A 23043-nucleotide genomic window follows, 5' to 3' on the forward strand; every position below is an offset into this window, starting at 1 on the left:
ACCATTACATCAGGTTATTTAGTCATTTTTAGCTGCGCGACTAGTTCGCTTAATCTCGCAATTTTTATATTACTTAACTGTCTATAATCAAAATATGGGCACACAATAATGTTGTTACTGGTGTCTATTGCAAACTCGTCGTCGAGCCAATCAAATTGTGCATGTAACTTACCTTGTTGTAATAAGTTTTTAGCGTGCGTACGACCGGCAATTATGTGCAACTGGTTTTTATTGCTAGTAGCTTTATTTGCACACGTAATAGTAGTGTTAGGCGCGCTAAATAGCAGGGCAGTTTTACTGTTTTTTTGCAGTAAATACTCATCGCGATATTGTTGCCAAGTAGAGGCTTGTTTAGCAAATGAATAATGCTCACTTGGCAGGGCAAATAGCACTTTTGCGTACACGTTAAACACTTTGCGCCAACCATTACCACAGTGCTGGTTTATGGTATTTATTTGCTCATTTATAACCGGCTCAAGGCATTCGAGTGTTTCAAAAAACGGCATTGGCGGCGCTTTTGCTACGTATACCGCCACGCTAAATTGCGTATCACCTAAGCCAACTAATTGGGTATTCAAGTTAGTTAGCCTTGTTTTGCGCTAAAATACGGTCGAGGTTATTTGCAAAGTTTTGGCGATCGGTTTGGCTAAGTGGCGGCGGCCCACCACTCATTTCTACGCCACTTGAGCGCATGGTATCCATAAAGTCTCGCACGTTAAGTATTGAGCGGATATTCTCGGTGGTATAAAGCTCGCCACGCGGGTTGAGTGCTTGCCCGCCGTTATCAATTACTTCACTTGCTAGCGGAATATCGCCCGTAATAACTAAATCGCCTTTTTCAATACGTTTTACTATTTCGTCGTCGGCTACATCAAACCCTGACGATACTTGTACGCGGCTTATGTATTTTGACGGCGGGATACGCATTGCGTGATTAGCCACTAAAATAGTCTCGATTTTCATACGCTCAGCAGCTCTAAAAAGTATTTCTTTTATAACAACAGGACACGCGTCTGCATCTACCCAAATTTTCATGCTATGGTCATTTTTATTGCTTTAGAATTAATATGATCCTATAGCAATTTTTTTTAATCGGCTAGCAAACTTTATACTCATCTATATTTAGATAATACGTACTATTTATGTAATTTAAAAAGGAGCTTACATGAAGGCTATTAAATACGGTTTACTTATTACAGGGCTATTTTTTCTTAGTGCTTGCACCAGCCCTCCTGAGGGAATAACACCTGTTAAAAACTTTGATATACAAAAATATAAAGGAAAATGGTTTGAAATAGCACGGCTCAATCACTCATTCGAAGAAGGTATGGAGCAAGTTACCGCGACTTATTCAATTAACGACGACGGCACAGTAAAGGTCCTTAACAAAGGGTATTTAACGGATGATAAAAAATGGGATGACGCCGAAGGCTTAGCCAAGTTTGTTGAGGGCACTGACACCGGGCATTTTAAAGTCTCGTTTTTTGGTCCATTTTATGGCGCTTACGTGATTTTTGAACTTGACCAACCCGATTATCAATATGCATTTATAACCAGTTACAACAAAGATTACTTGTGGTTTTTATCGCGTACACCAACGGTTAGCAAAGAGCTTAAAGAACACTTTTTAACTAAAGCTAAAGAGCTGGGCTTTGCTACCGATGAAATAATTTGGGTTGAGCAATAAACAATGTAAAGCCCCTTTACAGTAGTAATAAAAGAGTCACCTAACTGTAAAGTAACTTAAATATATTATGGTTATATTGTGTGTACTTGCCGTGAGACAGTAAGTATTGGAAACACTGAATATCCCCTATTGTTGGCAAGCTATATAGCTTGCCATTTTTTTTGCCTAATCTATGGGAAAGTAACGGATCACGTTTTTACTAACTAAGGCTAGTTTAATGCTAAAAACAACCCACTTAGTACAACTAACACGCTATTTAAAACACTAAACCACTTTACGTAGCCTACTAAAAAATTATAAAAAACCATTATAATTAAGACACTTAGGCTCATAAACCCGCAAAATAGTAATGTTCCATAACCACCTTGAGTAACTATACAAAGCACCAAGCTTAGTAAAATACTGATCCAAGCAGCTAATAGCAGCTTTTTACGTTGGGATTCTGTAGGGCGTTTTTTAAATACATCTTTAAAATGATTATACTTAGCCAGCGCAAAACAGTTAAAACTGAGCAGGCATAGGCTAAACCCAAGTAAATCAATCATGGTTTTTGCCTTTTAAGGTTATTAGATTGACTAGGGCTGATTATTTTTGAGTTGTTTTTAGCAGTACGTAATTTTTCGGTTTGTATAAAAAATAATATACTAAATAACAAAAATAGTGCATCAAAAGTAAATAAAGCCCACTGTTTGTGCATCAAATAGCTAACTATATTACCGTTAGTTGTAAGTGCATTAATAACCGGTACGCTTAAACATGCAACAGCATTTATAGCTGCCATAACTCGCCATTGCAGTGTGTCGCGCTTTATAAGTGCTAAAAGAGCAACTGCTAGCCATGTTAAAAAGAACGCGAGTATTTCTTTATCGGCGCGCTCTGCGGTAGTTGGGCTAAGTAGTCTGTTAGCAATAAAAAATGCACACGTTGCCAGTGGAAGTCCCATAATAGTGGCTAGGTTTAACCCTTCAACTAGTTTTAAACCAAACGAAGGTTTAACGTTATTTTTAGTTCGCTCGCGAATTCGCTTAGCCCACATAATACAGCCAGAGCCAATCATTACACAGCCTGCAATACCGCCTAATACGTATAACCAGCGCAACAACCACGTAGCTAAACGCCCCGTATGCATTGAATTAAGCGACTCGTAAAGCGCTTTGCTGCTAGTTAGTTCGTCATCAGTTTTAGCGACCATTTGCCCTGTAGCACCACTAAATATTAAGCGTGGTGCTTGGTCACGTAGTGTTTTACCTGCGCTTACCAATACGGTAATTGTTGAAGCTGCCATATTTGGTTGGTTAACTTGTACGCGAGTAATATCTGCATGAGGCCACTTAGTATAAACCTGATCCAAAATGCTTTTAATCGGCACCATTGACGATTCGCCTTGGGCTTTATCGGTCATGGTGTTGCGAGGCGTTACATCATTAAAAAAGCCACGCATGCCGTCATCGTAAGACGTTTGCGCAGGGTAAGGGAACAACATAAATATAAGCGTAATAATGCCTGTGTAAGTAATCATTAAATGAAAAGGAAGGGCAAGCACAGAGCTTAAATTATGGGCATCTAACCATGTACGGCTGCCTTTGTTGCGTCTAAAGCTAAACATATCTTTAAAAATACGCTTATGAATAACCACACCCGATATAATGGCAATTAGCATAAAAAAGCTAGCAAAGCACACAATCCAGCGTGCGGTTATTGCATCCATGTAATGTAAATCATAGTGCAGCCGATAAAAAAAGTTACCACCTTTAGTATCTACAAAGGTCTCAAGCTCTTTCATGGTATTGGGGTTTAACTGTGTGTTTTTAAACTGGCTGCGGCGCTGGCCTGGCTCTTTTGGCTTTGCATAACCATAAATTAAATAAGGAATACGCGGCTCAGGTAATGTAATACGCCAGCTTGATGAGTTAGCTCCATGGTTAGCTAAGTAATCGAACCCTGTAATTATTTGTTGTTTTTGCGCTTCTATACGCTGTGTTTGGGCTTGTACATTATGTATGGCAGGTTGATTCCACAGCGTTATTTCGTCTCTAAAAAAGCTAAGTGTTCCTGCAAAAAATATTAAATATAATAACCAACAAACGAGTAACCCTACCCAAGTGTGTAACCAAGTCATCGATCTGAAAAAGCTGTCTTTCATACCCAACCCTTTAGTAATACAAGCAATCCGATAAACGCACCTGTACTTAGTAAAATACTGATCCACACTTTTCTTAATGATTTAACGCTAAAGGCATAAATAAATACTACGGCATAAATTAAAATGCTGATTGAAACACTAAACAGTACAGCGTCTTGCTTAGCTATTGGCAATACAAAACTTAATAACGCAGTACTTGCAGAGGTAAAGGCATAGCCACCAATTATGGCAATAAAAAAACGTAAAAATACCAAAACTCGATAACTGCTTACGCTTTTTACTATAAGCGCAATTACGTTAACCTTATCGAATGGCGCACTGTGCAAAGGTGCCTGCATAGTTAATTAATCCCTTTATTTAAAGCTGAGGATAAAACAAAGGCGCTATTATATATGTTACAAATACAAAAGATAGCTATTCTCATTTACGGCGACTAACTTTTAGTAAATTATCCTTCTTACTTAACCTGAACCTTGGTTAACAGGTTTTATACGTATTGAATTATGGTGATATTTAAATTTATTTTCTCTAGCGCTGAAAATAGCTGCTCGAGATAGATTTATTATCCAGAGTTCAGATTACTTAGTAAAATACTGATCTGTTATTGTTTAATGATATTGCACAGGCTGCATGTAAAGCTTAAGGTTAATAAACTGAGTAAAAATAAAGAGTGAAATAACGATGAGCGATCACGAAAAATTAAATTACGTAGAGTTTCCTGCATGCGACTTACCCGCAACTAAGGCCTTTTTTAGTCATGTATTTAATTGGCAGTTTACTGACTACGGCCCAGAATACACGGCGTTTAGTGGGCAGGGGTTAGATGGTGGGATTTTTCAGGCTCCATTAAAATCACTAACTCAGCATGGGGCAGCATTACTTATTTTTTATAGCGACGACATACACGCAACCTTTAAAAAAGTAGAGACATTTGGCGGAGTAATATTAAAACCTATTTTTGAGTTTCCTGGCGGTTGTCGGTTTCACTTTACAGAACCAAGTGGTAACGAATTTGCGGTATGGGCGAAAGAACACTAGGTACTATAAGGGCTGTAGGGCATTTAAGCTTAAAGATCAGGATTTTACTAACTAATCGCCATTTTAGATAAAATAAACCGATTTTTTACCAACTCATTTATCCTAAATGGCCATTTAGGATAAAAATTAAGCATTTAAGGCCAAATAAACATGAATAGTCACCAATTAATAGACCAAGTTAGTAAATGCGTGATCTGTGATCCTCATTTACCTTTAGGGGCTCGACCTGTAATACAATTTAACCCAAACGCACGTATTTTAATCGCGGGCCAAGCACCGGGTATAAAAGTTCACGAAACAGGCGTGCCGTTTAACGACGCAAGCGGAAACCGCCTACGAGAATGGCTTGGGCTAACAAGGGATGAATTTTACGATGCTAATAATATAGCAATTTTACCTATGGGCTTTTGCTACCCGGGTAGGGGTAAGTCGGGTGATTTACCACCGAGAAAAGAATGTGCCCCAGCATGGCGCGAGCAATTATTGGCTGCACTACCAAATATTGAGCTGACAATAGTATTAGGTAAATACGCGCAGGCGTATCATTTACCGGAGACTAAAAAAATGCCACTTACGGAGTTAGTAAAATCGTGGCATGAGTATTGGCCAAATTATTTAGTGCTTCCACACCCCAGTCCGCGTAATAATATATGGCTTAAAAAGAATCCATGGTTTGAGCAAGATGTACTTCCAGAACTGGGTAAACGCATTGCTACTATTTTAAATAAGTAATGCTTCTAGCATTAGGATTTATTGTAAAGGGGCGTTATACCAATCCGCAATAATACTTAATCATTTTGCGGGGCTAAACGTGTCGCTACCTGTGTTAAAAAATTCTCATTTAGAACAACTAAATAGCGAATTTTTTGCCTAGCTATCAACACGTTTTTCCATCCTCAAAATAGATCACTTAATTAAGCGAATTGGTATACAGTTAACTTAAAAATTAACACTCCAATTAAAAACAATAACAAACGAGGCTGTCTAATTTGAATGCATCTATATTAACCGAAGTAATACTTCCGCTCGCTCTTGCACTTATTATGTTTGGTATGGGTCTTGGGCTCACAACAAACGATTTTACTCGTCTATTTAAAAGCCCGCTTGCCATTGTTATGGGTTTAATAGGCCAACTTGTAGCAATGCCTTTATTAGCATTAGGGCTGTGTTATTTACTTAACCTACCAACGCCTATCGCTATTGGTTTAATGATATTAGCTGCCTGCCCCGGCGGTACTATGTCAAATGTAGTAAGCCAGCTTGCTAAAGCTAATTTAGCACTTTCGGTAAGTTTAACCGCTGCCTCTACCGCAATTAGTATAATAACCACACCGTTTATTATTGGCTTTGCTATGAGCCAGTTTGCCCCAGCAGACGATGCTACTTTTTCTATTTTAACTACTTCATTAGGGTTATTTTTTATTACCTTAGTGCCAGTTGCTATAGGCATTTGGTTACGTCACTTTAAAAGTGATTTTGCCATTAAAGCAGAGCCGTTTTTTAGACGCTTCTCGTTGTTTTTTATGCTTATGATGATTGCCGCACTAGTAATAAAAGAGCGCGATTTATTAGTTAGCTCATTTAACGATGTATTTTGGGCGTGCATAGCACTTAATATTGGTTCAATGGTTGTTGGTTGGTTAATTGCTAAGTGTTCAAAATTAAATTTAACGGATTCGCTGACGCTTTCAATTGAGGTTGGAATTCAAAATGCATCGTTAGCTATTTTAATTGCTATTAGCTTTTTGAATAAACCAGAATACGCGGTTACCGGTGGCGTGTATGGCCTTGCTATGTTTATAGGGCCACTGCTATTAATTGGCGGGTTAAAGCTTAAAAATAAACGTACCGCTAGGGCTGTTAACTAGGACTTTTAATTAGGGCATGTTGACCAAGTTACTTTAATTTAAGGCTACGGATAACGTAGCCGTAAACTCCAGTCTAAAAATACTACCTGTTAAATGTATGCTCTGCACCCATCGCGTCAACAAGTTGTAGGCTTACAAAAGACTCTTAAGCTTGAATATTGCACTAGGCGCTGAGCTTGTTTGCGCGAGGAGTGAAACTTCTAATTACTAAGGCGCATTTTAGGATGGGATAAGAGTGTAAGTAATACGGTGAAAAGCAGTTGATTATGTGGTTACTAAAACAGCGCCTCAAATATGAGGCGCTACTTTAAAACTTACTATTTGGTTTGCATGTTTTTAGCGCGTTCTTCTGCATCTATTAATGCTTGTGATTTAGGGGCGCGTTTTTTCTCTTCTATTGTGGGCTTTTCAGCCGAGTCAGGATCCCAGCTTGAGTCTAACGATAAGTTAGCAAATGGATTGTTACTGTCCGCTTTTTTAGGCTCAATTACTGGCTCATCAACTAGCGGTGTTGTTTGTGCTTGCTCAGGTATCGCGTCTTCTTTTTTAGGCATCGGCTTTTCACCAGGTAATGGTGCATCTGGGTTAAATGTACGCACCTCTGGTTCTTTAAAGTCTTGCTCGGTTGTATACGTAGTCGATTGAGCGTCAGATATTTGCTCTGGAGCGTGTAAATCTATAACCGGCTCACTCGCTGTTACTGGCTCAGGAGTAGTAATAACCGGCTCTACAGTGTTGTGTTCGGCTTCTATTGGCGCAGATTCCGTTACTTGCGCTGTATAGTGCTTACGTTGTTTTTTTACTTGCTTTGCATCTGGGTCAAAGTCGCGTACCTCTGGCTCATTAAAGCTGCTGGCATTTTTAATGCGCTCTAAGGTTGTTTTGGCGGCGGCTTCAAACTCGGCGGTATTAGGCTCTGGTTTTTGTTTTACTTCGTTAAACGTAGCGGTACTTGTTTGCTCTAAAGTATCTGCTGGCTCCATTTGTGCAGGCTCAATTTCGCTTGTTTGCGATGGAGTAACTACGTTATTTTGCTCATCTGAAATTTGCGGTGGTGTATGTTCAATATCAGCATTTTGTGTAGTGTTCGTAGGCTCTAAAGGCTCTTCATTTGTCGCTACGCTGCTCTCAACTGCTTTATTATTTTGAGTTGCTTCGTTAATGACGACAGGCTCAATCTCTGGCTCTTTTGTTGTTTGTACTGGCTTTGTTGCTTTAATTTCAGGTTTAGCTGGCGTAGCAATTTTTTCTGATTTAACTTCAGGTGGAGCCGCTATAGTCGGTTCTGCCATCGCTTTACTTTGTTTTGCACGGCGCAGGCGCACGACTATCATAGCGCCAATAAGTACCACTATAACAAGTATTAAAGTGGGTAAAAGTAACGAGCTTGGGCTCTGCGCTACAGGTTGCGGCGCAATTACAGGCGCTGGTTTAGTTAACACCGGTGCTGGTTTTACAGGTACAGGCTTTTCAGGCGTAGGTTGAACGCTTTGCTCTGGCGTCGCCGGTTTTACTTGCTCTATCACAGCTTCGTTTTTTTGCTCTATAACTACTTGCTCGGGTGCTGCTTTTGTTGGCTCTGCATCAATTACTATTTCGTTACTGTTGGTATTTAGCTGATCGTTTATTTGTTGTTTTTGATCATTAGTTAAATTAAGAGTTTGCTCGTTGATGCTTTCTTTAACAGCTTTTTCAGTGGGTTTAATTACAGGGGCAGGTTCAACAATTTTAGGTTGTGGCTGAGTAATAATAGTCGGCTCAGGCTCTATTATTTGGGGCTTAGGTTGTGCTTGAATTTCTTTTGGCTTATTACAGTTATTTTTGTAATCACGCGCAGCTTTACGATATTTTTGACTCGCTTTATTATTACTATTTTGCTGCATTTCTTGTTTAATTAAAATGCACATAGCTTCGTTGTATGCAGCACTTTGCGCACTATAAAATAAGGCAAAGCAAAGGGTAAATCTAATTAGTTTTGATATCATGAAGTTATGCGCGCTTAAATATTAATAGTTTGATTTTAAGCGCAAAATTAAAAATTATCCAGAGTAATACAACTAATCAATAACCATAAGGCTACGATATTCATCGTAAGCAAATTGGTCGGTCATACCGCTTATATAATCTTGGATTAATCTACAACGATAATAAAACTCGTATGCAGCAAAGTGATCGGGCTCTTCTTGCATCGCATCTATTGCGTGTTGGTAACTATTTAAGTGCTTTTTAGAGAGCTTTTTAACAAGTCGCGACTCTATTAATAAACGTGAATCGCCATTTAGTGCACGCTTAAAGTCATCCTTGTTTAGTAGCAGTAATGGTTTATAGCAATCGAGCAAACCATTAATTATGCGATACCCTTGTAGCTCTAATTTTTCGACTTCTTTGTTTGAAAATACATGCTCAAGCGCTACCTGCTTTAGTGTTTTAGTTACTGCATGTAGATGGCTTCTATCTTCTAAAAGCGCTTGGTTAAAATCGCCATGATAAATAGGTTCTATATTTTCGATAAAGCGTTTTGCGGCGTGATTTACTAGCGGATGTAGCAATGCAACCCGCAGGTATATAAAAAATTCACTATTAAAATTATAGGGTTGTGCTTGTGCACGCTCTAGTGCGTAGTCTACGGCTTTGTCTACAAAATTTTGATGTTGAGCGTCGTCGATTAACAGGTTTATTAATACTTTTTTGTAACTACTTTTAAGTTTTTCGCACAGCAACTCAGTGCTTATTATGTCTTTTTCTACGGCGTCTTCTATGTCGGCTAGGCAATAAGAAATATCGTCAGCGGCTTCCATTATGTAACTTGCAGGATGGCGGCAGTAAGGCTCAATAGTGAGCTCTTTTTGTAGCGCTTCAACAAAGTTTTTTTCGCTGTAGTAGTAACCCACTTTTTTCATTAAGTAGTTTTTATTTTGGGGTATGTCTTTTACATCAAGCCCAGCAGGGCGAGTGTATTTTAAAATACCAGCACTTTGGCTGTAGGTTAAATTAAGCGTTTGCAAAGAATGAATTATACGTATGCCTTGAGCGTTGCCCTCAAAGTTACAAATATCAAGCGCAAGGTGTTTAAAAACAACACCTATACCGGTGTTTGGTTCTTTACAGCGCTCGGGTGTTACGCTTGCTAGGTTGTTATTAAACCAGTGGTTAATAGCTGCTTCGCCAAAGTGCCCAAATGGCGGGTTGCCTATGTCGTGCATTAGGCAGGCCATTTCTACTAGGCTTTCTAGCGGGCGTTCTAGGTCGGTTAAGCCGTAATCTTTTTGTTGTTGGTAGCTTAAATTAGCAAAAATACGTTGCACTATAAAACGACCAACCTGTTGTACCTCAAGCGAGTGGGTAAGGCGAGAGCGTACAGCTGCGTTGCGCTCAAGCGGAAACACTTGTGTTTTTTGCTGCAGCCTGCGAATAGCGGCACTGTTAATAATACGGCCACGGTCGCTTTCTAGCGCCATCTGTAAGTTAGAGGTTGTGCGGTACATTCGTGCTGGCGTTATTTTTTTACTAAAATCTATGGTCATCTTTATACTTGTCCTTTTTTACAATTGATGACTGGCATAGTTTTTAGCACATAGTCATTTGTCTTTAATATACAGGGTTTAATCTATCAGTTTGTATCATAAAGTAACAACTTGCTTTAAAATAATTTTTTGAGTAATTGTTGTGCATTTATAGGTGTTTATAATGAAACAGTGGATTTTAAAGGCAGTATCAATTTGCCTAATGTTAGGAATGAACAGCGCATTTGCTGCAAAAGAGCAAACTGTGGTGCTTGTATCAATTGATGGCCTGCGTTGGGATTATATTGAAAAACACGGCGCGCCAAATTTAAAAGCAATGGCCGAGCGCGGTGTTCGCGCACAAAAGCTAATACCTGTTTATCCAACTAAAACGTTTCCTAATCATATTTCTATTATTACGGGCTTACTGCCGGTAAACCATGGCATTGTTGATAATAGCTTTTGTGATAAAGCGCGTAAAAACGACTGTTACAGCATGGGCAAAGCATTAGGCGATAGCACATGGGTAAAGGGTATTCCGCTTTGGAATTTAGCAAAAATGCAGGGGCTTAAATCGGCTACTTATTTTTGGCCTGAGTCAGATGCATTATTTAACGGCATGACACCAGATTACTTTTATCACTATTCTAAATACAGCGATTACCAAAGCCGTGTTGATCAAATTATTCAGTGGTTAAGCTTACCAAAAGCACAGCGCCCACGCTTTATTGCGAGTTACTTTTCGCTAGTTGATAGCATGGGCCATGAATTTGGGCCAGACGCACCACAAACGCGTGATGCAGTTAAACAGCTTGATGAATTAATGGGGCAATTACAAACTCGCTTAAGTAAATTAGAGCAAGAGGTAAACTTAGTTATTGTGTCGGATCACGGTATGACGAGTATAGATCCAGATAAAAGCATTGACACAACCACACTACCTCAAGATGAAAACTTTTTAGTTAAAAATACTGGCCCACGTTTACTTATTTATACTCAGCCTGATGCTAAAAACGCTGATATTGAAGGTTACAAAGCACGTTTACGAGATGCGTCAAACGGTCGTTATACAGTATTAACTGACGAACAATTAGTAGCGTATCATTACAATAAAGGCACTCGCGTAGGCGATATTGTGGTGCAAACTACAGCGCCAGCGGTATTTACCAATGGTAAAAAACCAACCTATTTAGGGACTCACGGTTATGCATATACCGAGGATATGGCAGCATCATTTATTGCTGTAGGCCCTGCATTTAAACAAGGTGTAAGCCTTAAAGAAGTAAATAACCTTGATATTTACCCAGTACTTGCAAAAGTGATGGGACTTAAATTGTTAAACAAAGTAGATGGCAATGGTAAAACATTAATGCCAGCAATTAAGCAAAAAATCGTTGTGCATTAGCTTAATCTAAAAGAGCGCGTAAGCGCTCTGCAGGGAAGAACATGTTAAAACTTTAAAGTGGGCTATTTAGCCCACTTTTTTATTGGGCAGCTTATTTAAAGTTAGCAATACTTGTTTTTGTAGCAGTAACTGTGCGAATTGCATGCGCTTGGTTTGTAATACCAAATGCAATACCGTTTACGCTCCAGCCAGGGTTAGAGAAGTAATCGTACTGAGTAGCGCTACCGTAAACGTGCGGGTAAGCCATTATACTTGCAAACTCGTTTTGTACGCCGTGACCCATGCCATCTACATATACACCGCCAGACGTATCACCTTGTTTGCGTGAATGCGCTAAACCTTGGTTATGACCAAGTTCGTGTACAAATGTAGTTGCACCACAATCAATTGCAGTGATTGAGTACATACGGCTGCTCATTGAGCTGTATAGATTGCCATTAGTGCCTTGGCCAACCCATGCTAAACCGCATGAAATAAGCCCATTGCCAGCACTTTGACCAGTACCTAATACGGCAATCATGTCGGCTTTCCAATCGCTGCGTAAACCATCTACGTAGCTGCTATTTGTAACCGAATCTAACCAATCCTCAGACGGCGTTACTGCATAGTCACCTAAGTTTTGTTTGCCAGCTAAGCGTAGTGTTATATCAACGCCATTTTGGCTATATACCTGATTACTAAAAGCAATTAGTTGATTTATTTTAGTGTCAATATTGCTAGTTGCAGCAGCTGATTGGTCGGTATATAAAATACCGATATCGATTGTTTCTGCTTGTGCAACACTTGCTGCACATAATGCCGCAGCCAGTGCGGTTGTTGTGATTACTTTTTTCATTATTGTATTTCCTTACTCTTGTTGTGGTTGGAACTTGTTTTTAACTTGGTTGAGCTCATAAAAAGCAGACACACTAAAGTTGCCCTATAGTGCAGCTTTAGTTGTTTTTTATATTTTGATTATTGGTTAGCCATCAATTTTTGGTGCAAATATATCGATGCTTTTATCTGATTTGGGTTTTGGTGCGGTTACATCATGCTCTATGTGGCTTTTATATAAATCGCGTTTTGCTGCAATCCATCCGTACTTACCTTTACTTTCGAATACATAATTGCCAGAAGGCGCAGTAAATTGACCATATACGGCATCTTTACCTACCGTTAAAACGGTATTATGCATGCGACCGTCAACACCCACTATTTTGCCAAATATGCTCTTATCGCCATTTTCAGACTCAACCACATTAGTCACTTCTGCGGTGAATGTTTCGGCTGTTTGCGGAATAGCTAAATCAAAATTTTCGCCAGTTTCTAAAGCCTGTAAAGAATTTAAATCAAACTCAATGTAGGCTTCGTTATGCAAGTCGGTAGGTAAAACTTTTGCGTTTATAAGCACTTGCTTTGCTTTGTCGGATAGGCGATTTACGGCATCAAATTCTTCAAACGGTAAATTATTGTTAGGGGCAACAATAGGTTTAACGGTAATTGGATCTTTACTCATATCAATAGGTGCAGGGGGATGTGTATTGCGCGTTTTTTGTAAATCAATAGGAACAAAATCAATAGCAACAGGCGCGATAGGTTCGCCCGTTTCATCTGCATTAAAAAATAGCCCATAAACTGCAAATGCCGATAATGGTATAGCAATTAGTAAGACGACAGATCTCTTCATTTGTTTCTCTTTTAGTGTTTTTAGTTAACTGTTTGTTACGTTTTATATTATTAAATGGATTAGATCAAGATAATAAATGTAACCGAAAAGAATTAATTCTAAATTTCATAATTCCTTATAAAATATAAGGATATTTATTTTTGGTATGTTTTTCACTCTTTTTAGTATTGGTTTTTTGTAGGGTTTATGCGGCCTTTGGCGCGTTTGTGGGTACTTGTTTGTTTAGTTAAATACAATGGTTAAAAGTGACTTTTTGACGTTAATTACAATGAAAAATAAAAAGTGAATTTTTTTCACTCTTTGTAAACTAATCGCTAATTGCAATGCATTTATCGGGCACGTATGTTGTGTGCTGCATAAATGGCATTACGAGGGATTTATGAAGGTGTCTGATCAGTTGCTTAACCGAATTACAGCAGGACTTGTGGCTGTAATTATTGGTTTTTCGAGCTCTATTGCATTGATTTATCAGGTAGTGATAACCCTTGGAGGCACGCCCGATTTAGTAGCTAGTTGGATTTTAATGCTTGGTTTAGTGATGGGCACAACGTCAATAGGTTTGTCGTACTATTACAAAGTGCCTGTTTTAATTGCGTGGTCTACCACGGGGGCTGCATTACTGATTTCAAGTGCACAAGGGTATAACTTAAACGAGGCTATTGGCGCGTTTATGCTCAGTGCATTGCTCGTTTTTTTGTCGGGGGTGACGGGCTGGTTTGAAAAAATAATGAACCGTATTCCAAGTGAGCTTGCGTGCGCCATGTTGGCCGGCGTACTTGTTACCTTTGGTATTGATGTTTTTAATTTTATGAACGACATGCCTTTAGTGATTGGCTTAATGGTTGTTATGTACTTTATTGGTAAACGCTTTTTTGCCCGCTTTGCTATGTTAAGTGTGCTTATTATAGGTGTACTACTCGCTTGGCAAATGGGCCATATTGATACCAGTGCACTGCATTGGAAAATGAGCGAATTTGCTTATATTGAACCCGTTTTTCACTTGCAAGCATGCATTAGCATAGGTTTACCACTTTATATAGTTACCATGACCTCGCAAAATTTACCGGGTATTGCTGTTTTAAAAGCGCACAAATATAAAGCGCCTATATCTGCATCTCTTAATGTGACTGGTTTTGTAAATATGCTTAGTGCCCCGTTTGGAGCTTATTCTATTAATTTAGCCGCTATTACTGCTGCTATTTGTATGAGTGATGAGGCGGATAAAAATCATGATAAACGTTATTGGGCGAGTATAGCGGCTGGCGTATTTTATATTTTAATGGCGTTGTGCGCAGCTACATTAGTTGGCTTGGTAGCAAGTTTACCCCAGGCACTTATTTTAGCTTTGGCGGGCATTGCGCTATTTGGCACCATTGCTAATAGTTTGCAGCAAGCCCTTAGTGGTACTGAATATACTGAGGCCGCAATAGTCACTTTTTTAGTAACTGCATCTAACTTAACATTGCTCTCAGTAGGGTCCGCTTTTTGGGGGATTATAGCCGGTGTGCTAACGCTTATTATCACCAGGAAAGACTAAAAACTGTGAATATGTAAAGCGAAATTATTGCTCATATAGATGATTAAAATAGTTTAACCAAGCTTATTAAAAAGGCTGCAATTGCAGCCTTTAGTTTTACAAACAGGGTTTACCTAATCATAAGTATGATGGCGAGTTACGCTAAACCGATTAAGTATGTGGTGCATAACATACACAACACATAAGCTTAAGATTATAGCCACAGATACCGAACTAAACCGGTACATTGCACTATAAACAAGATCTTGGCCTGGCCCGAGTGAATTTCCAAACAAAATACCAAATGTAGTCAACACACCAAAACCAATGCCAGGTATGCCTCCGCCTAAAATATGAAAGCGCGCAAAAACAAACGAAAGTATCCATAAAATAGCCATCGGAAAAAGTAAAAAATCAGAGTGACTATACAAAAATAGTTGCGATAGTAACGCTGCATTACAGCCTATAAGCGTTCCAATTGCTCGCTGCCAACCGGCCATACCTGCGGCTTTCCAGCACAACGAAAATAAAATAAGCACAGAAGCTGCCTGCGCAGATATTGAGTCTTGTAAATCAAGAACCTGAAAAACAACAAAAGAGAGCGTAGCCACGGTTGAGCATAACAATACCTCATGGCGAATACTTTCTTTTGCTTTAGCTGGCATTACTCGCCCAGGCCTTGCGGTTACATCAGGAAATAGGCCATGCATTAATGCTCCAATAATAACGGTTAAGAATATAGCCAAACCATTAGTTAAGATTAACGGATAAATACTGCTTCCTTGATCAACATAGCTGGAAAAATGTAGCTGAATAGAAAGGCTGATCACGCCTAAAGCGCCAAATAAAAAGGCACTACCGCTACTCATTTGGTAAAATAAAAAGCAAAAAACACCAAACACTAATAATGTCATAACGACTGGTAAGTGAGAAAACAATCCCTGCATTATCAGCACTATAAGCGCGCTAAATGCAGCAGATGCTATAAATTGATTTATAAGCCCACGACTTAACGTAGGTACCATGCCCAATATCAACATAGGATAAACGGTAAAAAATATACCATTAGGCCAGTTCATTAATTTACTAATAGTAAAGCCAAGGGTGCATCCACCTGCAATGCGTAGTGCTTGGCGAAGGCCATTAGAGTCTAATTGTGGGCCTTGGCTAACAATTTGAGTCATAAATCCTCCATTAATAAATGTAGTGTAACCAGCTAATAAACCTAATTTGTGCAGAGCCAAACCATTGCCCAATTGTCGATTCGGGCAATAATTGTACTGTTGCACGTGACCCGCTTGGCATGTTTGCTATTAAGTCTTGATGATTTACGAGCTTTAAATGAATACGTTGACGCTGTGCATCGCGTACCCAACGATTGCTGGTTTCTGTTGTACTTAGTAAACCATTAGCACTAAGTTGACCATTGCTAACACCTGCTTCAAATGTTTCTAGTATTGCGTCGTAAACTTCACCTGGGCGGCTATCAAATACTACGCGCGCTTGAGTGCCTTGCTTCATATTTGAGAGTGACTTTTCTCTAAAGTCGGCAACTAAATCGGCTTTTTTAGCGACAATAGCTAATAATGGGCTACCTGCAACAGCATACGCGCCGTCTAATAACTGTAAGTTAGCAACTACGCCGTCACTTAGTGCACGTACTTGCGTGTAGGATAAATTTAACTCAGCCTGCGCTAACTGGTTAGCAGCATGACGCATAGCTAAGTTTTTATTACCTGAGTCACCTCTAGCTAAAACTGCTTCAGCTAATTGCGCTTCTAGGGCCGCAACATTTGCTTTACTGGCTTCAAAATTAGCACGAATGCTTTCAAGCTCTTGCTCTGATATAGACTTTTGAGTATAGAGTTTTTCGCCTCTGCTTTTTAATAGTTTTTGCTCATGCTGCTTAGCATTTGCAGCGCTAATTTGTGCTTCAAGGGCTTTAACATTGGTATCAAGACGCTTATTTTGTAATTTGGCATCATCAAGCGCGAGTTGAGCTTGCTCTTTGGCTAAATTATATGGGCCTTCATCGATACTAAATAATATATCGCCCGCTTTAACTGATTGGTTATTATTAACTTGCACACTAGTGACTCGGCCACTAATTTGCGGTGATATTTGCACAACAGGGTGGTATACACGTGCCTGTGGTGTCACAGGCAAAACCATATCGGCCACTAAATAGTAAATAAATACTAAGATAAACCCTATGAGAGAAAACCTTACATAGCGTGCAAACTTTTGATCCGGTGTCATTTTTAGCCTTACTTATTAACTTGAATACATTTAAGGGCGTTTTGCTCTATTTTGATCAAACCAAATGCAATGGCATCTAGCTGCTCAACAGATAAACCGCTGTATAACTGATTTTTTATATCGGAAATGGTCTCTTGCAATGAATGTAAAATGGCATCACTTTGCTCAGTAAAATAGAGTCTTTTACTGCGCTTATCATGTTTGTCTACACGGCGAACGATTAACGATTGCTCCTCTAATTGCTTAAGCGTGCGAGTCAGTGAAGGCATTTCTATCCCTAAGCTATTAGCAAGTTCAAGTTGTGTTAGTCCCTCACCACGCATATTTATATGCATTAGTGCAGTCCAGCGCGACTGAGTAAGCCCCAAAGGCTCAACAGCAATGGTTACTGCTTCGCGGCATAAGCGATGAACTCGGCCCATATTACCGATAACTGTTAAATCGAGCGTCTCGTGAAAAGGTTTTTGTGTAGGCATAGCCATCCCAACATAGTTAGCAAGCTAACTATTTTATCATTACTTAGCAAGCTAAGTAAATATGTGTAAGTGCGGGAAGTGGCAAAATATTTGCTAAACCTCACCTGTATAAAAATGGTGAGGTTTAGGGAGTTTTAAAAGTTAAGTAAATTAGCTGGGGAGTATTGATCGGTAAGTACTTTTGTATCTGCAGGCCAATCTTGGCCGTCTTTAGTAAAGTGCATAAGTTGGCTAATCGCTTTTATATCTACACCGTATTTTACTAATTTAGGGGCGAGAGCATTAACACGCGTGTTAATTTGCGCTTCGCTCGGTATTGATTTAAGTCCCGCTAAAATAATACGGTTGCTGCGATTTTCGCGGCTTACATTTATAAAGTCGCCAAATACAGCGTGGTAAGTTGCCGACTCATGCTCATAAAGTTTACTACTTGAAAACGTATTTGCGGCAATGACGCCACCATCGGCTAATACGCTTTGTACTTCTTCAAAAAACTCTTTAGTGAGCAAATGCTCCGGAATATAGTCACCGTTAAACGCATCCAAAATAATCCAATCGTACTTTTGCTTTTTAATAGCGGCGCGCTTTATAAAAATACGGCCATCTTGCACGCTTGATGTCACTAAGTCGTTTTCTATAAAGTTAAAGTAATCGCGTGCAACTTTAGTTACTGCAGGATCTATTTCAACATTATGAATATTTGCAGTGGGGTATAGCTCATGAATAACGTTAGAAAGCGTACCGCCACCTAATCCTATAATAAGTACACTTTTAGGGTTGTCGGTTACTAAAAGGCTCGCAAACGTCAATTTTGTGTAATTAAAAACAAGTTTGTCGGGATTGCTTTTATACATGCAACTTTGGCTTGTTTGGCTACTTTTAGTATTAAATTTAAGGCAACGTAAGTCGCTCGTTTCTTCAACAATAATATTGCGATAAAGCGAGCGTTCTTCATGAATAACGTTACTAAACGCAGAACCTGAAAACACAATTAATGGCAGTAGCAAATATTTAAGCATGAGCAAGCTCCTTATTATTAACCAAGGTATTAATAGCAATCGCTACTAAACCCAGTGACCCAAGCGTTAAAGCAAAGGCGCTAATAATTGTATTCACGTCAAACGCGAGTACAAAGTAAAAAGAGGTAATTATAGTACCCAGGGCACTGCCAAGCGTACTTACAAAGTATAAACGCCCAGCCACTTGGCCGCTTTTATCGCTATCTGTTACCAGTAAGCGCACAGAGTAGGGCGAGATCATGCCTAAAATAACGGTAGGTATAAAAAATAAAGCAGTTGACGCTAAGAGTGAGCCGTAGCGGCTATCTTCAATATGGGTAAATATAAATTCCATTATAGGCTGCGAAAATAATGTAATAGGCACAACCATAATGCTGGCAATTAAAAATATTAAACCATATTTGGTAAGGGATGCATTTTTAGTGCTGAGTTTACCACCAAGTAAATATCCAAAAGATAAACTAAGCATAAACACAGTAATTATACTGCCCCAAATATGCACGCTACTGCCAAAAAAGGGGGCAAGAATTCTCCCACCTAAAAGCTCAATGCCCATAATGCAAAAGCCGCTGCAAAAAGCTAAAAAGTAAATTAACGCGTTTGTTTTTATGCTCATGTAATTATCGTTATGTAACTTAAATAGATCACCATACTAACGTGATGCATACAAAGCTGCTAGGGTAATAATTAACCTAAGTTTAATTTTAAAAAAGAAGTTTTGTTATAGCGATTTTTTAGTTAGTTGAATTCTGATCTATTTAGCTTGCCTAGGCCCTCGCGATTTAACACTTAAGACGCTTTTTCATTTAAATTAAATTTCTTAAGTTTTCTTTAAGTTTCACTCGTTAAGTTTAAACCCTGAAATATAAACAGGTTTAAATGAGCGAGCTTATGCAATTAGCCCACACTTCTACATCATTAGGTTTAACACAAAATAACAGTCAGTTTATTAGTGCTCGTATTGATGATGTGCATCGAAAAAATCTCGAAAACACAGTGAAAGAAGGTTTTTTAGTTACGTATAACGCTAAGCTTACTTCTTTTATGCCACTACTTTGCCAATACGTTGCCGAGCAAGGAAAGTGCACGTTAGGGCTAAGGCAAGCAACTTCGCCATTGTTTATTGAGCAATATTTAGCATCACCCGTTGAAGATTTTTTAGATGAGAGCATTTCTCGCAATAAGATTTTTGAACTTGGTAATCTCTGCTCTACAAACCGAAGAGCAACACTTGCACATTTTATTATTGTTAACGAAGCTCTGCAAAGTGTGGGGGCAAAACATTTAGTGTTTTGTGCAACCAACAAAGTGCGTGCTTTATTGCGCTTACTTGGTGTTACGTGTACCGAAATTGCACTTGCGAGCAGTTTTGTAGTTGAGAACCCATTAAAGTGGGGCAGCTATTACGCCAACCAACCAACAGTATGCATTGTGAGCCTAGAGCAAGCTCACCAACAAGTATTAAATACCCCAATGCTTTATAGTTTGATGCAGCAAAACCACTCAAGTATTAATTCTTTGGTAAATGCATTGGTGAATGTATGAATTACTATAATACACATTCAATATCGCCATTAATTATTGCCCATAATAAAGAGCAAACACTTGAAATTAACGGTGGTGAGTTTAACCAGCAAATACAAAAAGTAGTAAAAATACTACAAAGCTTTAACGGCAAATGTGTCGCTTATAAGTTCGATAATACGCCAGCTTGGCTTGTTATTGATGCCGCTACTGCAGTTTCTAACAAAGTGGCTGTGCCAATTGCTCACTTTTTTAGTGAACAACAAATTCAATATGTACTAGCTCAATGCGGCGCTAATTTACTTATTAGCGACACGCTAAACCCTTTACTTGGGGAGCCGACTGCATCGATTACTTTATTTGAGTTTTACACATTATATATTTACGAAATCGTTGTAGCTAAACCCGTCAGTTATTTTCCAGAAACTCAAAAAGTAACGTTTACATCAGGATCGACTGGGCAACCAAAAGGCGTGTGTTTATCTGCAAAGAGCCAAATGCAGGTAGCTCAATCTCTGTGCGATAAGATTAATATTAAAAAGCCTGTTCATTTATGTTTATTGCCGCTTGCTGTATTGCTTGAAAATATAGCCGGTGTGTATGCCCCCTTAAAAAGTGGCGGTACAGTGCATTTAATGCCGTTAGATAAATTAGGATTTGTTGGAACTGCATTAAAACAGCCCGCACAGCTTATAGCTGCTATTGATAAAGTTAAGCCAAATACGCTTATTTTAGTGCCTGAACTATTAGCATGCTTAGTTACTTTTGCAGAAGATGGGTGGCAACCGCCTAATTCGTTACAGTTTATTGCCGTAGGTGGTGCGCGTGTCAGCGAAATGCTATTAACCAAAGCGCGTAGCTTAAACTTACCGGTATACCAAGGTTATGGGCTTTCTGAGGCGGCATCTGTAGTTAGTTTAAATACGCCCACAAACGATAACTTTCACAGTGCAGGCTCTGTGTTACCTCATATTCAAACCAAAATTGAAAATGACCAGCTTTTTATAAAAGGCGATTTGTTTTTAGGTTACTTAAATCATCAACCTCACAACAAAAACCAGTGGTATGCAACCGGCGATCTGGTCGAGCAGCGTAAAAATACTTTATTTATTAAAGGCCGATTAAAAAACCTAATTATTACCAGCATGGGTCGCAACATCAGTGCCGAGTGGCCTGAATCACTATTACTAAGTCAAAGCGGAATTTTACAAGCGGTTGTGTTTGGTGAAGGTCGACCTTTTTTAACCGCCATTATTTACGCCGATTCAAAGCTAAGTAACCCAGCGTTAGCTCAATACATTAACGCAATTAATAAACAACTACCTGACTATGCACGAATTCAAAAATGGCATCGTTTAGCTGCCCCATTAAGTGTGCAACAAGGATTATTAACCACAAATAATCGCCCAAAACGAGATGCCATAAGTAAGCAGTACCATGCTGTGTTTGAGCAATTTTACCGACTTGGAGAAGTAATTAATGAGTGATTTTTTTAACACCCTTAAAGAGCAAACTAAACAAGAGCAAAACTATCTGCTTGCAGCACCTATTATTCAGCGTGTTTTTAAAGGCGAAGCATCACTTGAAGAATACGCCTCGTTTTTAGCACAAGCGTATCACCATGTTAAGCACACCGTGCCATTAATGATGTCGGTTGGTGCGCGATTAACCGATGATCAAGAGTGGCTGCGCGAAGCCGTTGCAGAATACATTGAAGAAGAGATAGGCCATCAAGAGTGGGTACTTAATGATATTGCAGCCTGTGGTTTTGACAAAGAAATAGTACGGTGTAGTCAGCCGCAATTTGCTACCGAAATGATGGTGTCGTACGCGTACGACTCTATTGCACGTAAAAACCCATTGAGCTTTTTTGGCATGGTACATGTGCTTGAAGGCACTTCTATAGCACTTGCTGATGGCGCAGCTTCAAACATTGCAAGCGCTGTGGGCTTACCTAAAAAAGCATTTAGTTATTTAACCTCTCACGGCGCACTTGATATAGAGCATGTGAAGTTTTTTGAAAACCTAATGAACCAAATAACAGATGAGGCGGATCAACAAGCCATACTTCATGGTGCAAAGCGCTTTTATCGTTTATACGGCGATATATTTCGTGGACTCGATGACGAACCGTTTTTTAAAGCTAGTGCACAAGGCAAATTGGCATGAGTAGCACTTTATGTGTGCTCACTGGCGCAACAGGCGGAATAGGGCAAGCGATTGCTAAAGCCCTATATGCAAAAGGGTGGAAGTTACTGCTTGTAGGGCGAAATACCCAAGCCCTTGAAAAACTGAGCCGTGCATGCCCTGACAGTGAAATATTTGCTGGCGATTTAACCGACGATACAACACGTATTAACTTAGCAATAAAAGCCAAGCAACTCGGCGGCGTTAAGTTACTTATTAACAATGCCGGTATAAATACAATGCAAAGCTTAGAGCACACAAGTAATGAGCAAATAGACAATATGCTCATTACTAATTTGTCGGTGCCTATTAAATTATGCCAGCTATTTTTAGGGCAGTTAGCGTATACCAAAGGCACCATTGTTAACGTGGGCTCATCGTTTGGCAGTATTGGCTACCCGTTTCAAACACTTTATTGCGCCAGTAAATTTGGTTTACGTGGTTTTACAGAAGCGCTCTCGCGTGAGCTTAACGGCTCAGGCGTTAAAGTGACCTATTTAGCGCCTAGAGCAACAGATACATCTATTAATAGCAGTAAAGCGCGTGCAATGAATAAAGAACTCGGTAATAAAATGGACTCGCCAGAATTAGTTGCTCAAGAGTTATTAGCACTTATAAATTCGAATCAAACAAGGCGTTTTATTGGTTTTCCTGAAAAATTATTTGCACGCATAAATGGCGCATTCCCAAGCGTTGTTGATAACGCTATTGCAAAACAACTTCCTAAAATTAAACGTTTTTTAAGTTAACAA

24 protein-coding genes are annotated in these 23043 nt (G+C 39.2%); 10 read left to right on the top strand and 14 right to left on the bottom strand.

What is annotated here, in order from left to right; translation table 11 throughout:
* Window positions 1-14 precede the first annotated feature (14 nt).
* Both GQR39_RS14325 and GQR39_RS14330 read right to left on the bottom strand, forming a co-directional pair.
* On the bottom strand, window positions 15-578 hold the full coding sequence (locus GQR39_RS14325; protein WP_007376691.1) for a hypothetical protein: 564 nt from the start codon (window positions 576-578) through the stop codon (window positions 15-17).
* Window position 579: 1 nt separating this feature from the next.
* The gene (locus GQR39_RS14330) at window positions 580-1035 is read right to left on the bottom strand and encodes a YaiI/YqxD family protein (protein ID WP_007376692.1); all 456 of its coding nucleotides are present in this window, start codon (window positions 1033-1035) and stop codon (window positions 580-582) included.
* Window positions 1036-1165: 130 nt separating this feature from the next.
* On the opposite strand from GQR39_RS14330, the gene GQR39_RS14335 reads away from it, so the two are divergent.
* Window positions 1166-1687, top strand: coding sequence for a lipocalin family protein (locus GQR39_RS14335; RefSeq protein WP_007376693.1), 522 nt, complete (start codon window positions 1166-1168; stop codon window positions 1685-1687).
* Between the two features lie 209 nt (window positions 1688-1896).
* Here GQR39_RS14335 and GQR39_RS14340 read toward each other — a convergent pair whose 3' ends face one another.
* The 3 genes from GQR39_RS14340 to GQR39_RS14350 are packed head-to-tail and all read right to left on the bottom strand — an operon-like array spanning window position 1897 to window position 4168.
* Window positions 1897-2232, bottom strand: a complete 336-nt coding sequence (locus GQR39_RS14340; RefSeq protein ID WP_007583595.1) for a DUF3325 domain-containing protein — start codon at window positions 2230-2232, stop codon at window positions 1897-1899.
* The gene (locus tag GQR39_RS14345; protein WP_165735944.1) at window positions 2229-3830 is read right to left on the bottom strand and encodes a PepSY-associated TM helix domain-containing protein; all 1602 of its coding nucleotides are present in this window, start codon (window positions 3828-3830) and stop codon (window positions 2229-2231) included. Before GQR39_RS14345 ends, GQR39_RS14340 begins: the two co-directional genes overlap by 4 nt.
* Window positions 3827-4168 carry a hypothetical protein gene (locus GQR39_RS14350; protein WP_007583591.1) on the bottom strand — a complete coding sequence of 114 codons (342 nt, stop codon included), beginning with the start codon at window positions 4166-4168 and terminating at the stop codon, window positions 3827-3829. Before GQR39_RS14350 ends, GQR39_RS14345 begins: the two co-directional genes overlap by 4 nt.
* Window positions 4169-4511: 343 nt before the next feature.
* On the opposite strand from GQR39_RS14350, the gene GQR39_RS14355 reads away from it, so the two are divergent.
* The 3 genes from GQR39_RS14355 to GQR39_RS14365 all read left to right on the top strand — a co-directional run bounded on the left by GQR39_RS14355 (window position 4512) and on the right by GQR39_RS14365 (window position 6736).
* Window positions 4512-4868 (top strand): VOC family protein, encoded by a 357-nt coding sequence (locus tag GQR39_RS14355; RefSeq protein ID WP_007583589.1) that lies wholly within the window; start codon window positions 4512-4514, stop codon window positions 4866-4868.
* 150 nt (window positions 4869-5018) lie between these two features.
* Window positions 5019-5600 (top strand): uracil-DNA glycosylase family protein, encoded by a 582-nt coding sequence (locus tag GQR39_RS14360; protein ID WP_165735945.1) that lies wholly within the window; start codon window positions 5019-5021, stop codon window positions 5598-5600.
* Window positions 5601-5857: 257 nt separating this feature from the next.
* Window positions 5858-6736 carry a bile acid:sodium symporter family protein gene (locus GQR39_RS14365; RefSeq protein ID WP_024591551.1) on the top strand — a complete coding sequence of 293 codons (879 nt, stop codon included), beginning with the start codon at window positions 5858-5860 and terminating at the stop codon, window positions 6734-6736.
* Window positions 6737-7053: 317 nt separating this feature from the next.
* Here GQR39_RS14365 and GQR39_RS14370 read toward each other — a convergent pair whose 3' ends face one another.
* Together GQR39_RS14370 and dgt are read right to left on the bottom strand one after the other, a co-directional pair.
* The gene (locus tag GQR39_RS14370) at window positions 7054-8721 is read right to left on the bottom strand and encodes a cell surface protein (RefSeq protein ID WP_165735946.1); all 1668 of its coding nucleotides are present in this window, start codon (window positions 8719-8721) and stop codon (window positions 7054-7056) included.
* A 72-nt stretch (window positions 8722-8793) separates the two neighbouring features.
* Window positions 8794-10260 (bottom strand): dGTPase, encoded by a 1467-nt coding sequence (gene dgt, locus GQR39_RS14375; protein ID WP_007583580.1) that lies wholly within the window; start codon window positions 10258-10260, stop codon window positions 8794-8796.
* A gap of 163 nt (window positions 10261-10423) precedes the next feature.
* On the opposite strand from dgt, the gene GQR39_RS14380 reads away from it, so the two are divergent.
* Window positions 10424-11644, top strand: coding sequence for an ectonucleotide pyrophosphatase/phosphodiesterase (locus GQR39_RS14380; RefSeq protein ID WP_165735947.1), 1221 nt, complete (start codon window positions 10424-10426; stop codon window positions 11642-11644).
* A 91-nt stretch (window positions 11645-11735) separates the two neighbouring features.
* On the opposite strand, the gene GQR39_RS14385 is transcribed toward GQR39_RS14380, so the two are convergent.
* Window positions 11736-12479, bottom strand: coding sequence for a zinc-dependent metalloprotease family protein (locus GQR39_RS14385; RefSeq protein ID WP_007583576.1), 744 nt, complete (start codon window positions 12477-12479; stop codon window positions 11736-11738).
* 126 nt (window positions 12480-12605) lie between these two features.
* Window positions 12606-13310 carry a hypothetical protein gene (locus GQR39_RS14390; RefSeq protein ID WP_165735948.1) on the bottom strand — a complete coding sequence of 235 codons (705 nt, stop codon included), beginning with the start codon at window positions 13308-13310 and terminating at the stop codon, window positions 12606-12608.
* A 379-nt stretch (window positions 13311-13689) separates the two neighbouring features.
* On the opposite strand from GQR39_RS14390, the gene GQR39_RS14395 reads away from it, so the two are divergent.
* Window positions 13690-14847, top strand: coding sequence for a benzoate/H(+) symporter BenE family transporter (locus GQR39_RS14395; protein ID WP_165735949.1), 1158 nt, complete (start codon window positions 13690-13692; stop codon window positions 14845-14847).
* Between the two features lie 113 nt (window positions 14848-14960).
* Here the strand turns inward: GQR39_RS14395 and GQR39_RS14400 are convergent, their stop codons facing one another.
* The 5 genes from GQR39_RS14400 to GQR39_RS14420 form a co-directional block, all read right to left on the bottom strand.
* Window positions 14961-16010 carry a DUF2955 domain-containing protein gene (locus tag GQR39_RS14400; protein ID WP_165735950.1) on the bottom strand — a complete coding sequence of 350 codons (1050 nt, stop codon included), beginning with the start codon at window positions 16008-16010 and terminating at the stop codon, window positions 14961-14963.
* A 10-nt stretch (window positions 16011-16020) separates the two neighbouring features.
* A complete protein-coding gene (locus GQR39_RS14405) occupies window positions 16021-17085 on the bottom strand; it encodes an HlyD family secretion protein (RefSeq protein ID WP_024591513.1) in 1065 nt (354 codons plus the stop codon).
* An 8-nt stretch (window positions 17086-17093) separates the two neighbouring features.
* On the bottom strand, window positions 17094-17561 hold the full coding sequence (locus tag GQR39_RS14410) for a MarR family transcriptional regulator (protein ID WP_007583567.1): 468 nt from the start codon (window positions 17559-17561) through the stop codon (window positions 17094-17096).
* Window positions 17562-17695: 134 nt separating this feature from the next.
* Window positions 17696-18580, bottom strand: coding sequence for a fused MFS/spermidine synthase (locus tag GQR39_RS14415; protein ID WP_121953523.1), 885 nt, complete (start codon window positions 18578-18580; stop codon window positions 17696-17698).
* The gene (locus GQR39_RS14420; RefSeq protein WP_165735951.1) at window positions 18573-19196 is read right to left on the bottom strand and encodes a fused MFS/spermidine synthase; all 624 of its coding nucleotides are present in this window, start codon (window positions 19194-19196) and stop codon (window positions 18573-18575) included. Before GQR39_RS14420 ends, GQR39_RS14415 begins: the two co-directional genes overlap by 8 nt.
* 275 nt (window positions 19197-19471) lie before the next feature.
* Between GQR39_RS14420 and GQR39_RS14425 the strand changes: the two genes are divergently transcribed.
* From GQR39_RS14425 to GQR39_RS14440, 4 genes are read left to right on the top strand one after another with little or no spacing between them, the layout of a single operon-like run.
* The gene (locus GQR39_RS14425; RefSeq protein WP_165735952.1) at window positions 19472-20125 is read left to right on the top strand and encodes a thermostable hemolysin; all 654 of its coding nucleotides are present in this window, start codon (window positions 19472-19474) and stop codon (window positions 20123-20125) included.
* Window positions 20122-21591 carry an AMP-binding protein gene (locus GQR39_RS14430; protein ID WP_165735953.1) on the top strand — a complete coding sequence of 490 codons (1470 nt, stop codon included), beginning with the start codon at window positions 20122-20124 and terminating at the stop codon, window positions 21589-21591. The genes GQR39_RS14425 and GQR39_RS14430 overlap by 4 nt, the downstream gene beginning before the upstream one ends.
* On the top strand, window positions 21584-22273 hold the full coding sequence (locus tag GQR39_RS14435; protein ID WP_165726406.1) for an iron-containing redox enzyme family protein: 690 nt from the start codon (window positions 21584-21586) through the stop codon (window positions 22271-22273). The genes GQR39_RS14430 and GQR39_RS14435 overlap by 8 nt, the downstream gene beginning before the upstream one ends.
* A complete protein-coding gene (locus tag GQR39_RS14440; RefSeq protein ID WP_165735954.1) occupies window positions 22270-23040 on the top strand; it encodes an SDR family oxidoreductase in 771 nt (256 codons plus the stop codon). The genes GQR39_RS14435 and GQR39_RS14440 overlap by 4 nt, the downstream gene beginning before the upstream one ends.
* The last annotated feature ends 3 nt before the right edge of the window (window positions 23041-23043 follow it).

It is taken from the genome of Pseudoalteromonas sp. C8 (assembly GCF_011378685.1).
GTDB classification, from domain to species: Bacteria; Pseudomonadota; Gammaproteobacteria; order Enterobacterales; family Alteromonadaceae; genus Pseudoalteromonas; species Pseudoalteromonas arctica.